The sequence below is a fragment of the Massilia sp. BAP21 genome, assembly GCF_057801335.1.
Window position 1 is genome coordinate 3,559,305 of sequence record NZ_CM173596.1, and the last position, 12,339, is coordinate 3,571,643.

A 12,339-nucleotide genomic window follows, 5' to 3' on the forward strand; every position below is an offset into this window, starting at 1 on the left:
TATAGCTGGCTGCGTTCGGCAATCGATGGCCGGAAGGAGCCTCACGCGCGGTGCGTACCCGCTTCGCGCAGGCCGGCGTCGTTGAGCTGCTCGGCAAACAGATCGCGCTCGCGGTCGACGATGTCGTCCACGGTGCGCTCGTCCAGTCCCATCGCTTCGAGCACGAAGGCCGAGAGCTGCAGGCTCGCTTCCAGCGTTTCCGGCACCACCACCGTGGCGCCGGCCAGGCGCAGGGCGCGCGCATGCTTTTCGTCGCGCGAGCGCACGAACAGCGGCACGTGCGGGAAGTCGCGGCGGATGCCGCGCACCGCCTGCAGGGCCGATGCCGGGTGGTCCATGGTCAGCACGATGGCCGGCGCTTCGTCGGCATGCACGCGGCGCAGCAGCTCGCAGCGCGCGGCATTGCCGAAGTAGACCGGCACGCCTTGCGCATGCAACTGCGAGACCATTTTCGCGTTGTTTTCAAACGCGATGAAGTCGATGCGCTGGGCGCCGAGCAGCTTGCCCAGTTGCTGGCCCACGCGGCCGAAGCCGGCAATGATGATGCGTCCGCGCGCGGCGGCCAACGCGGCTTCGTCCACCTCGGCCAGTTGTGCGCGTTCGCCGCGTTCGGCGCGCTCGCCGATGGCGCGGCCCAGGCGCGCCAGCAGCGGCGTGATGAACATCGACAGGCCGACCGCCAGCATCGCCCGTGCACCCAGGTCGGGTTCCAGCAGCCGGGTCGAGATGGCATAGCCGATGACGATGAAGGCGAACTCGCCGCCCTGGCCGAGCAGCAAGCCGCCTTCGACCGCGCGCGGCCAGGGCAGTCGGCCGATGCGGAAGATCAGGGCGATCACGCCCGCCTTGATCAGCACCAGGGCAGCGACAAACGCCGCCAGCCACAGTGGCGCGTCGACGATGTGGCGGGTGTCCATCTGCATCCCCACCGTCATGAAGAACAGGCCCATGAGCAGGCCCTTGAAAGGCTCGACCATCAGCTCGACCTCGTGCTTGAACTCGGTCTCGGCCAGCAGCAGGCCGGCGATCAGGGCGCCGAGCGCCATCGACAAGCCGGCGGCGGCCGAGAGGCCGGCGATGCCGAAGGTGCTCAATAAAATCAGCGCCATGAACACGTCGGGCTGGCGCTGGCGGGCAAAGGCCTTGAACAGCGGATGGATCACGCGCCCGCCGACCAGGTAGATGAGGGCGATCGCGCCGCCGGCCTTTGCCATCGTGACCACGGCCAGCATGGCGGCGCCGTCGCCGCTGCCTTTTGCCAGGGCGCCGATCAGGATCAGGATCGGCACCACGGCCAGGTCCTGCAGCATCAGTACGGCAAAGGCGGCCTGGCCCAGGCGCGTGCCGGTGCTTTGCTGCTCGCTCATCAGCTGCATGACGACGGCGGTGGACGAGAGCGAGAGTACCAGGCCGAGGATGATGGCGGTGGGGATGGCTGCACCGAGCAGGAAGACGACGGCGGCGCCGATGATGGCGGCGCTGGCCAGCACCTGGGCGCTGCCGGCGCCGAACACCCAGCGCCGCAGGGCCCACAGGCGCGCGGCCGAGAGTTCCAGGCCGATCATGAACATCAGGAACAGCACGCCGATTTCGGCCAGCATCGAGACGCCGGGGCCGCTGGGGAAGGTGAGCCAGGACAGCCAGTGGATGTCGGCGGCCAGCAGTCCCAGGCCGAAAGGGCCGACCAGCGTGCCGACGGCCAGGAAGCCGAGCACCTGGTTGATGCGCAGGCGCTGCAGCGTCGGGATCAGGATGCCGGCGAGGATCAGGAACAGCAGGATTTCGCGCAGGAAGGGGAAGGCGTGTTGCTCGTGCACGGGTGAAGGCCTTTGCGGTTGTGGGCTGGCATTGGCATTTTATAACGTGCGGATGGGAAGACTAGTAGGGTAGACGGCTTGTCATTCAGGCCCCAGCCTGAATGACTCCACGCGTTCAACGGATGCATGAAGATCCGATATCGCGATTGATCATCGGGTGGTTGAACGCGTGAACGGCGAAGCAGTCCACCCTACGTGTCAGAGACTCTTGGCCTGGAACGCTTCCGCCGGCGTTTCTTCCTGCTGGCGATGGCCGCTGGCCACCGGCTGACGCGATTCGGCCGTCTTCACCAGTTCCTCGTACTCCGGATCGTCGGTGCCACGCAGTTCGATGAAGCGCTCCAGCGCGTTCTCCAGCTTCGGCAGCAGGATCGCACGCTCGCTGTGCAGCACGCTGTAGGCAGGGCGTGGAGCCGTCATGCCCAGTTCCGACGAGGCGCGCGCTTCCAGGCGCGAGGCGTCGATGCCGGCCTTTTCCGCCGCCATCTTCGCCAGCTCGTACCAGCTCACCGAGCCCACGTTGTTCAGGTGCCAGACGCCGCTCTCGCGGTCCACGGCGAGGTCGAGGCAGGTGTGCACCAGGTCCGGCACGTAGGTCGGCGACACCGTCATGTCGCTCGCGGCGGTGAAGGACTCGCCGCGTTCCAGCGCGCCCAAAGCCTGGGTGACGAAGTTATGTTGGTCCCAGGGCCCGAAGAAGGCGCTGGTACGCACCACCAGGGCGCCCGGGTGCTTGTCGAGGACCGCCGTCTCGGCCTCGGCCTTGCTGCGGCCATAGGCGTTCAGCGGCGAGACCGGATCGCTTTCGACGTACGGGCTGTTCTTCGAGCCGTCGAAGACCAGGTCGCTCGAGAAGGTGGTCAGGTGCACGCCATGGCGGGCGCAAGCTTCGGCCAGGATGGCGGCGCCTTGCGTGTTGTCGCGGAAGCAGCGCTCGAGATCGCCCTCGGCATCGTCCACCCGCACATAGCCGCAGGTATTGATCACGGCCCAGGGCTGGTGCAGGCTCAGCGCGCGCTCCACCGAGGCCGGGTCGGCGATGTCCATGTCGTGGCGCGACAGCAGCTTGTAGTGCAGGTGGCGCTTCTGGCAGATGCGCGCAAACGCGCGGCCGAGGGTGCCGCTGGCGCCGAGGATGAGGATCGGCGCCGCGCTCGTGCCGACCAGGCTGTGGCCGTCGGCCGAGATCGAGGTGAGGGCGGCGGGCGTGGCGACCGGCGTGCACAGCCAGCGGTTCGGGCGGCGCCACCAGCCCTGGCCGCGCAGCACCGGGTGCGACAGCGGCTTGCCTGCGGCCAGTTCGCGCATCATGGCCGCCAGCGCGGTCGGGCGCGGCATGGGCGAACGCACGTCGAACGGGCCCGGCTCGTAGTAGCCGCGGTTCTGCGTGACCAGGCTGTTCCAGTCGAAGGAGCCGAGCAGCGACCAGACGGTGACGGCGCAGATATCCACGCCATTGTCGCGCGCGGTATTGGCGGCCTGCCAGATTTCCAGCAGCCAGCGCAGCTGGTCTTCGCGGTTGGCGTCGATGTGGGCTTCGGTAATCGCAATCTTCAGGTGGTAGCGGTCCCAGACTTCCTGCAGCAGCGGACCGATGCCGGCGGTGGGCGTGGCCAGCGCGCGCGAGGCTTCGATATCGGCGCAGGGAATACCGTCGGCGACGCCGCGGTGGTGCTCGGGGTAGCGCTGTGGACGGTGGTCGAGCCAGCGCTCGCTGGTGACGTAGTAATTCACGCCGATGACGTCCGGCGGGCAAGGGTTGTCGCGGAACCAGAGGAACTCGGCGGCGTCGATGCCGGTTTTCGTCAGGTAGTTCCAGAGCTTGTGCTCGGGGCCGACGGTGCCGCACAGCAGGTCCCAGGCCAGCCAGCGGCGCTCGTTATAAAAATCGGCCACCTTGGCCAGTTCCGGCGTGCTGTAGGTCTTGCCGAGGTCGTCGGTCTGCACCAGCTTGGCGTTCGGATTGACCTTGCGGATTTCGCGCATGCACAGCACCACGGCGCGGCACTGGATCAGCAGGGCTTCGATGAAGCTGCGGTCGTCGCGTGCGTGCGGGTACCAGACGCCGTACAGGCCGGCGAAGCGGGCGGTGGTGCAGGGCTCGTTGACCGGGGTGTAGTACTCCAGCCAGGGATAGCGCGCGGCCACGGCGCCGGCGTATTCGGCCAGGCGTTCCGGGAAGGCCGGGTCCATCAGGCTGGTGTCGCGCGGACCGCTGCCGTGGTGGATCAGGCCGGCGATCGGGGTGACGCCGGCTTCACGCAGGGCGGGCAGGCGTTCGTCGGGCCAGGACCAGTCGGCCTTGGCGATGCCCTCGGGGGCGGTGCGCTCCCAGAGGATGGGGTAACGGATGGCGCGGATGCCGAGCGAGGCAAAACGGCCGATGTCGCAGGCCCGCAGTGCGTGGCCATTGCGGTCGAGCTGGCTGAAGTAGTCGTCGCGGACGCGGTTGACGGTGCATTCGAGGCCGCCCCAGAGTTCGAGCGGCTGGCGCTCTGGTGGGCGAGATTGGCTGTTCAGGCTCGTATTGGTATTCATAAATCACCACTCGTTATATTTTTAGCAACAAAGAAAGTTTAGATGGCTACCGAAAGCGAAAAGTTCGCTCAGTCCGGTGCGGTTCGCCGGGTCCCCCTGTCCCGGTCAATGATGCCGATGGTGTAACGCGCGGTTGACAGCGCGTCGCCAACCTGCAACCATGCCACCCATGAATTTTCTGAAACCACATCGTTCGCTCTGCACCTGGTGGCGCCGCTGACAGCGCGCGGCCCAGAGATGATGTGACTCGATGAACGCCGCCTCGATTCAGGTGGCGTTTTTCGTTTAGCGCGGCAGGATCGGGGCACAACAAGGAAACCCGATGAGCCAGCAACACAATCCTGCTTCAGACCCAGCCCAGACCCCCGCTACCGCTGCGGCGCCCGTCATCCTGACCGGCGACCGCCCGACCGGCCCCTTGCACCTTGGCCACTTCGTGGGCAGCCTGCGCAACCGCGTGGCCTACCAGGACCAGTACCGGCAGTTCGTCATGCTCGCCGACGCCCAGGCGCTCACCGACAACATGGACGACACGAACAAGGTGCACCGTAACGTTGTCGAAGTAGCGCTCGATTACCTGGCGGTCGGCATCGACCCGTCGCGCTCGACGATCTTCATCCAGTCCCAGGTTCCGGAACTGGCCGAGTTGACATTTTATTACTTAAATCTCGTCACTGTCGCACGCTTGGAGCGTAACCCGACTGTCAAGACGGAGATTGCGCTGCGCGGCTTCGAGCGCGACATTCCGGCTGGCTTCCTGACCTACCCGGCCAGCCAGGCATCCGACATCAGCGCCTTCAAGGCGACCCTGGTGCCGGTGGGCGAAGACCAGATCCCGATGATCGAGCAGTGCAACGAGATCGTGCGCCGCTTCAACCGCATCGCGAACCGCGACATCCTGGTCGAGTGCAAGGCCCTGGTGCCGGAAATCGGCCGCCTGCCCGGCATCGACGGCAAGGCCAAGATGAGCAAGTCGCTCGGCAACACCATCAACCTGGGCGACAGCGCCGACGCCATCCGCGCCGCCGTCAAGCAGGTCTACACCGACCCGCTGCACCTGAAGGTCTCGGACCCGGGCCACCTGGAAGGCAACGTCGCCTTCCTCTACCTGGATGCCTTCGATCCGGAAAAGGAAGCGCTGGAAGAGATGAAGGCGCACTACACCCGCGGCGGCCTGGGCGACAGCGTGGTCAAGAAGCGGCTCGACGTGGTGCTGCAGGAAATGCTGGCGCCGATCCGCGAGCGCCGCGAGCACTTTGCCCAGGACAAGGGACAGGTGCTGCAGATGCTGAAGGAAGGTACGATGAAGGCGCGCGAGACCGCAGCGCAGACGATGGACGAAGTGCGCCGCGCGCTGGGCCTGTCGTACTTCTGATGCTGGTACCGTAGGGTGGACGGCCGTACCCGCCAGCGTGAATACACGCGATGGGTGCGCCGTCCACGCGTTCAACAATCCTGTGAATTGCCGCGACGGTTCTGGAGCCGCCTGAACGCGTGGGCGGCGTCCACGCAGCGTGGTTTCCACCACCCGGGTGGAGCCGGCCACCCTACGTCGCTTTCCGATACCCCCGGTATCGCATCCCGCTCCTTCGTTCTGCCAGCTAGCCCCGCGCTTTGACATGTGACAAGCTGCGCTCCATCGTTAATCGAGGAGAATCCCATGTCGAAAGGTTTGCGCTTGACCGAGCGGTGGATGGGCCGCGCGCTGTGGCTGGTCGCCTTCATTTTCGCCGCCTTCCTGATCGGCCTGGGCGGCAAGATCGTCGAGAATCTGTGGGACGTCGAGTCGCCCCTCACGGTCGAGCAGTTCATGGACCCGCAGCGCCTGGCTACCCTGCAAAGCCAGCGCGACGCGGCCGAGCAGAAGCAGACCGCCGCCCGCACCGCGCTCCAGCAGGCCGAGCAGCAGCACGAGGTGGCGCGTTCGAATACGGCCTCGGCCCGCGCCTCCTTCGATAACTGGCTAGCCACGCGCCGCGTCACGGCGCGGCCCGACCAGGACAGCGAACTCATCACCCGCACGAAGGCCCTCGACGCCCTGGAGGCCGAGGAGCGCAAGGCCCTGGGAGCGGTGGAGGCCCAGCGCCAGGCCATGCTCGACGCCACCCAGCAGGCCGAAAGCGTGGAAAGGAACTGGCAGGCGCTGGAACGCCCGGCCATGCAGGCCCACTTCGAGGCGGTGCGGTCCAAGGAACTGCGCGTCTTCCTGTACCGGCTGGCGCTGACCCTGCCGCTGCTGGTGATCGCCGGCTGGCTGTTCAAGCACAAGAGGAAGAGCACCTACTGGCCGTTTGCCTGGGGCTTCATCTACTTTGCCCTGTTCGCCTTCTTCTTCGAGCTGGTGCCCTATCTGCCCAGCTATGGCGGCTATGTGCGCTACCTGGTGGGGATCGTGGTGACAGTGGTGGTGGGGCGCTATGCGATTGTCTCGCTGCAGCACTACCTGGCGCGCCAGAAGGAAACCGAAGCGCTGCCCGACGTGGCGCGGCGCCAGACCATGCGCTACGACATGGCCTTGCAACGCTTGGCGAAAAGCGTGTGCCCGGGCTGCGAGCGCACGGTGGATTTGAAGGATACGAGCATCGATTACTGCCCGCACTGCGGCATCGGCCTGTTCGACCGCTGCGGTTGCTGCAAGACGCGCAAGAACGCGTTCGCGCGGTTCTGCTTTTCGTGCGGAACCGCGGCGAACACGACGCTGGCGGATTGAGAGACCGGCGGGCGGCGCAGGGCCGGCCGCCAGTCGCTCCCTTATCCCGTCAGGCGCTTAATCCTGCAGGTCGGCCGGCACCTTGCCGCCGTTTTCGGCCAGCTTCTTCATGACCTGCTTGTGCAGCCAGATGTTCATCGAGGCCGAATCGCTCGTGTCGCCGCTGTAGTGCAGCTCGGCGGCCAGTTCCTTGCGCGCGGCCAGGCTGGAGTCGAGGTCGAGCAGCTTCATCAGGTCGACGATCGAGGTACGCCAATTCAGCTGCTGGCCCGAGGCCTTCAGCTTGGCATTCAGGATTTCCTCCACGTCGACCTGCTGGTTCAGGGTCGAGGCCGGGGCGGCTGCGGCCGGAGCGGTCGGCGCCGGGTTCGGTGCGGCCTGCCCAGCAGGCTGGGCAGGGGCGGCCGGGGCCGGCGCTGGCGCGGCGGCTGGCGCGTTCTGCTGCTGTGCCGGCGCCGGGGCCGACTTCTGCGGGAAGATCTTATGGAAGATATTGCTCAGGATGCCCACGTTGTTCTCCTTTTCGGGTGTCGAAGTTGAATTGCGGCGCTGGATGCCCTGCGCCATGGCGCCGAGTGCGACGGCCAGCGCCGTGGCGCCGATCGCCTTGACCGCGGTCGGGTGTTCGGCATAGAACTCGCCCATGCGGTCGAGGATGCCCGGGTTTTCCTTCTGCGCCTGTTCGGCGATGTCCTTGATCTGCTGCTCCGAGACTTGCGAAGCCTGTTCCGGCGTCACTTTGCCGCCGTTACCGCCGAACAGCCCGCCCAGCTTGCCCAGCAGGCCGGGGCCGGCGCCGGCGATCAATTGGTTCAGCATGCCTGCGCGCTGGTCCGGATTGCTATTGCCGAACATCTGGGCCAGCATCTGCGGGAAAGGTGGCGTCTGGTCCGAGCGCAATGCCTGGGCCAGGCCCTGCGCGAGGGTATCGCGCGGCGCCGATTGCGCTGCGCGGTCGAAGTCGTCCGATGCCTGCGCGGTATTCGCGCCGCCGCCCAGGTATTGCCCGAGCAAATTCCCTAAATCAAAACCCATGTGTCCTCCTGCTTCATTGACGTTGAAGGAAGAGTGTAGGACGGTTGAGCACCGGTTTTCGGTACGCTGACGAACCTATAACAGACAAAATCCGCCAGTTGCTGCCTGCTGGTAATTACCTGCTGCCCGCGCTAAGCTGACTGCATGCCTTATCTTCCTCTCCTTGCCTTTGCCGTCTTGTATGCGGGCGCGACCCTGGCCTGGGACTTGCCGCCGCTGGTGGCGGGGGCCTATGCCGTTACCAGCCTGAGCTGCTTCGTTGCCTACGCCATCGACAAGTCGGCGGCGCGCAAGGGCGGCTGGCGTACGCCCGAGCGGACCCTGCTGCTGCTTGGGCTGGTGGGCGGCTGGCCGGGCGGGCTGTTGGCCCAGCAATGGCTGCGCCACAAGTCGGCGAAGCGGTCTTTTCAGGCGATGTTCTGGGTGACGGTGGCGCTGAACGTGGCGGGTTTTGCGTACTTGTCCTGGCGGATGGCGGGCGCATGAGCTGGACCTATCCAGAGCGCATACTGGCCCACCGCGGCGGCGGCACGCTGGCGCCGGAAAACACCATGGCCGGGCTGCTGGAAGGCATGCGGCGCGGCTTTCGCGCCATCGAGTACGACGTCATGCTGGCGCGCGATGGGGTGGCGGTGGTGATGCACGATCCCTATCTCGGGCGCACGGTGGCCGGGTCGGGGAATGTGTTCGATTACAATGCGTTGGAGCTGGCGGCGATGGATGCGGGCAGCTGGTTCGGGCGGGCGTTCGATGGCGAGCCGGTGCCGCTGTTCGTCGAGTATGCGGGATTCTGCAAGGCGCAAGCCGTGTGGATGAACATGGAGATCAAGCCGGCGCCGGGGTTTGACATCGAGACCGGCGGGGCAGTGGCGCGCATTGCTGCCGGGATGTTTGCCGATGAGATAGCGGCGGGGAGGTGGGATGTGGCGCCGCTGCTGTCGTCGTTCAGCGAGCTGGCGCTGGAGGCGGCAAGGGAGGTGGCGCCCGAGGTGCCGCGCGCCTTGCTGATGAGCGAGCTGCCGCCGGATTGGGAGCGGCGGGTGCAGGCCGTGGAGGCGGTGGCGGTGCATACGAATCATCGGCATTTGACGGCCGAGCTGGCGCGGGCGGTGAAGGAGGCGGGGTTGGCGCTGTTTTGCTATACCGTGAATGAGCCGGCGCGTGCCAGGGAACTCTTTGGGTGGGGAGTCGATGCTCTTTGTACCGACCGCATCGACCTGATCGGGGCGGATTTCATGTAACGCTGGCACCTGGACTGGGTGCGCGAAATGCGGGATGTTGTAGGGTGGGCTCTCGAGCCCACGCGGTCTCACCGGCTGATCATCGGCGCCATTTGAGAAAAAAGGCTTGCACACGCAAATGGGGCTGTTGCCTGCACTGTTATCGGTATCTTCAATCCGCGTGGGCTCGAGAGCCCACCCTACGGACATTGCCGCGGACTCGCGGTGACGAAACCCCCGCCTTGCACACCATGCAAATAAGTCACGGGTGACTGATATAATCGTTTCCTTTATATACCGTACTGCTCTCTTTCCGCATCCGCCAACATGAAATCTTCCGAAATTCGCGAAAAGTTCCTCAAGTTCTTTGAGTCCAAGGGCCATACGATCGTACGGTCCAGCCCGCTCGTGCCGGGCAACGATCCGACCATGTTGTTGACCAACAGCGGAATGGTGCAGTTCAAGGACGTCTTCCTGGGCCTCGATTCGCGCCCCTACAAGCGCGCCACCACCGTGCAGCGCTGCGTGCGCGCCGGCGGCAAGCACAACGACCTGGAAAACGTCGGCTACACCGCGCGTCACCACACCTTCTTCGAAATGCTGGGCAACTTCAGCTTCGGCGATTACTTCAAGCGCGACGCGATCAACTTTTGTTGGGAACTGCTAACAAAAGTTTATCAGCTGCCGGCCGAGAAGCTGACCGTCACCGTCTACTTCGAGGACGATGAAGCCTACGACATCTGGGCCAACGAGATCGGTGTGCCGACAGAGCGCATCATCCGCATCGGCGACAACAAGGGCGCGCGCTACGCGTCGGACAACTTCTGGCAGATGGCCGACACCGGCCCTTGCGGTCCGTGCACCGAAGTGTTCTACGACCACGGCGCCGACATCTGGGGCGGTCCTCCGGGCTCGCCGGAAGAAGACGGCGACCGCTTCATCGAAATCTGGAACCTGGTGTTCATGCAGTTCAACCGCGACGAATCGGGCGTGTTGACCCCGCTGCCGAAGCCGTCGATCGACACCGGCATGGGCATGGAACGCCTGGCCGCGGTGCTGCAGCACGTGCACAGCAACTACGAGATCGACCTGTTCCAGAACCTGATCAAGGCGGCTGCCCGCGAAACCGGCGCGAGCGACCTGAACAATAATTCGCTGAAAGTGATCGCGGACCACATCCGCGCCGCTTCCTTCCTGATCGTCGACGGCATCATCCCGAGCAGCGAAGGCCACGGCTACGTCCTGCGCCGCATCATCCGTCGCGCGCTGCGTCACGGCCACAAGCTGGGCCAGACCCGTCCGTTCTTCTACAAGCTGGTGCAAGACCTCGACATCGAGATGGGCTCGGCGTATCCGGAACTGACCGAAGCGAAAGAGCGCGTGGCCCAGGTGCTGAAGGCCGAGGAAGAGCGTTTCGGCGAGACCCTGGAAAACGGCATGAAGATCCTGGAAGCCCAGCTGGCCAAGGATCCGCAAAAGCTCGACGGCGGCACCGCCTTCACCCTGTACGACACCTACGGTTTCCCGCTGGACCTGACCGCCGACATCTGCCGCGAGCGTAACGTCACGCTCGACGAAGAAGGTTTCAATGCCGCCATGGAGCAGCAGAAGAAAACCGCGCGCGCCGCCGGCAAGTTCAAGATGGCTGCCAAGGTCGAGTATGCGGGCGACAAGACCAAGTTCGTCGGCTACGAATCCCTGGTGCACAACACCCACGTGCTGGCGCTGTACAGCGAAGGCGTGTCGGTGCAGGAACTGAAGGAAGGCCAGGAAGGCATCGTCGTCCTCGACACCACGCCGTTCTACGCGGAATCGGGCGGCCAGGTCGGTGACCACGGCACGATCGCCTCCGGCGCGGGCCAGTTCGAAGTCGAAGACACCCTGAAGATCCAGGCCGATGTGTTCGGCCACCACGGCGTGCTGCGTTCGGGTTCGCTGAAGGTCGGCGACACCGTCGATGCACAAGTGGACCAGGCCAAGCGTGCGCGCACCATCCGCAACCACTCGGCGACCCACCTGATGCACAAGGCCCTGCGCGAAGTGCTGGGCGGCCACGTGCAGCAGAAGGGCTCGCTGGTCGATCCGGACAAGACCCGCTTCGACTTCAGCCACAACGCGCCAGTCACGCAGGAACAGATCGCCCAGGTCGAGCAGATCGTCAACCGCGAGATCCTGGAAAACCACGCGACCCTGGCCCAGCACATGAGCTTTGACGACGCCGTGAAGCATGGCGCCATGGCCCTGTTCGGCGAGAAGTACGGCGACGAAGTGCGCGTGCTCGACATCGGTTCCTCGAAAGAGCTGTGCGGCGGCGTCCACGTGACCCGTACCGGCGACATCGGCCTGTTCAAGATCGTGTCGGAAGGCGGCGTCGCAGCCGGTATCCGCCGTATCGAAGCGGTGACCGGCGAGGGCGCCCTGGCCTGGGTGCAGGCGACCAATGCCAAGCTGCTGGCCGCCGCCTCGGCCCTGAAGACCGGCCCGGACGAGCTGCCGTCGCGCATCGCCCAGGTGCAGGATCAGGTCAAAGTGCTGGAGAAGGAAGTCGCGGCGCTGAAGTCGAAACTGGCTGCCGGCCAGGGCGACGAACTGCTGAACCAGGCGGTCGATGTGAACGGCATCAAGGTGCTGGCCGCAACGATGGAAGGCGCCGACGTTGCCACCCTGCGCGAAGCCATGGACAAGCTGAAGGACAAGCTGGGCACCGCCGCCATCGTGCTGGCCAGCGTGATCGACGGCAAGGTCAGCCTGATCGCGGGCGTGACCAAGGACGCCACCGGTAAAGTAAAAGCCGGCGAGCTGGTCAACTTCGTGGCCCAGCAGGTGGGCGGCAAGGGCGGCGGCCGTCCGGACATGGCGCAAGCCGGTGGTACCGATCCGGCTGGCCTGCCGCAGGCGCTGGCCGGCGTTGTGGGCTGGGTGGGCGAACGCGCCGCGTAAGGTATCGCTCCAGCACACGCTGTATCCAAAAACGCCGCTCCATGCGGCGTTTTTTTTCGCCCGTTCGCGCTGCGCACGA

The 12,339-nt window shown here is 65.5% G+C and carries 8 protein-coding genes; 5 read left to right on the forward strand and 3 right to left on the reverse strand.

Translation table 11 applies throughout. The features are described 5' to 3' along the window. Window positions 1-41: 41 nt before the first annotated feature. Window positions 42-1,817, reverse strand: a complete 1,776-nt coding sequence (locus ACWYRN_RS15700; protein WP_488688530.1) for a cation:proton antiporter domain-containing protein — start codon at window positions 1,815-1,817, stop codon at window positions 42-44. A 198-nt stretch (window positions 1,818-2,015) separates the two neighbouring features. Next, window positions 2,016-4,355 (reverse strand): family 1 glycosylhydrolase, encoded by a 2,340-nt coding sequence (locus ACWYRN_RS15705; RefSeq protein ID WP_488688531.1) that lies wholly within the window; start codon window positions 4,353-4,355, stop codon window positions 2,016-2,018. Window positions 4,356-4,677: 322 nt separating this feature from the next. On the opposite strand from ACWYRN_RS15705, the gene trpS reads away from it, so the two are divergent. After that, window positions 4,678-5,730, forward strand: coding sequence for a tryptophan--tRNA ligase (gene trpS, locus ACWYRN_RS15710; protein ID WP_229438438.1), 1,053 nt, complete (start codon window positions 4,678-4,680; stop codon window positions 5,728-5,730). Between the two features lie 285 nt (window positions 5,731-6,015). Beyond that, window positions 6,016-7,065: a serine endopeptidase gene (locus ACWYRN_RS15715; protein ID WP_488688532.1), complete on the forward strand. Its 1,050-nt coding sequence runs from the start codon at window positions 6,016-6,018 to the stop codon at window positions 7,063-7,065. Between the two features lie 57 nt (window positions 7,066-7,122). Here the strand turns inward: ACWYRN_RS15715 and ACWYRN_RS15720 are convergent, their stop codons facing one another. After that, on the reverse strand, window positions 7,123-7,575 hold the full coding sequence (locus ACWYRN_RS15720; protein WP_488692825.1) for a DUF3597 domain-containing protein: 453 nt from the start codon (window positions 7,573-7,575) through the stop codon (window positions 7,123-7,125). A 669-nt stretch (window positions 7,576-8,244) separates the two neighbouring features. On the opposite strand from ACWYRN_RS15720, the gene ACWYRN_RS15725 reads away from it, so the two are divergent. The 3 genes from ACWYRN_RS15725 to alaS all read left to right on the forward strand — a co-directional run bounded on the left by ACWYRN_RS15725 (window position 8,245) and on the right by alaS (window position 12,260). Then, the gene (locus ACWYRN_RS15725) at window positions 8,245-8,586 is read left to right on the forward strand and encodes a DUF1294 domain-containing protein (RefSeq protein ID WP_488688533.1); all 342 of its coding nucleotides are present in this window, start codon (window positions 8,245-8,247) and stop codon (window positions 8,584-8,586) included. After that, window positions 8,583-9,341 carry a glycerophosphodiester phosphodiesterase gene (gene ugpQ / locus ACWYRN_RS15730; protein ID WP_488688534.1) on the forward strand — a complete coding sequence of 253 codons (759 nt, stop codon included), beginning with the start codon at window positions 8,583-8,585 and terminating at the stop codon, window positions 9,339-9,341. The genes ACWYRN_RS15725 and ugpQ overlap by 4 nt, the downstream gene beginning before the upstream one ends. Window positions 9,342-9,647: 306 nt before the next feature. Continuing rightward, the gene (gene alaS / locus ACWYRN_RS15735) at window positions 9,648-12,260 is read left to right on the forward strand and encodes an alanine--tRNA ligase (RefSeq protein ID WP_488688535.1); all 2,613 of its coding nucleotides are present in this window, start codon (window positions 9,648-9,650) and stop codon (window positions 12,258-12,260) included. Window positions 12,261-12,339 lie beyond the last annotated feature (79 nt).

What these genes read in the sequence shown, in the direction of transcription:
- ACWYRN_RS15725 (WP_488688533.1), top strand. Translation starts at nt 8,245, where the DNA reads ATGCCTTATCTTCCTCTCCTTGCCTTTGCCGTCTTGTATGCGGGCGCG.
- alaS (WP_488688535.1), top strand. Translation starts at nt 9,648, where the DNA reads ATGAAATCTTCCGAAATTCGCGAAAAGTTCCTCAAGTTCTTTGAGTCC.
- ACWYRN_RS15715 (WP_488688532.1), top strand. Translation starts at nt 6,016, where the DNA reads ATGTCGAAAGGTTTGCGCTTGACCGAGCGGTGGATGGGCCGCGCGCTG.
- ugpQ (WP_488688534.1), top strand. Translation starts at nt 8,583, where the DNA reads ATGAGCTGGACCTATCCAGAGCGCATACTGGCCCACCGCGGCGGCGGC.
- trpS (WP_229438438.1), top strand. Translation starts at nt 4,678, where the DNA reads ATGAGCCAGCAACACAATCCTGCTTCAGACCCAGCCCAGACCCCCGCT.
- ACWYRN_RS15705 (WP_488688531.1), bottom strand. Translation starts at nt 4,355, where the DNA reads ATGAATACCAATACGAGCCTGAACAGCCAATCTCGCCCACCAGAGCGC.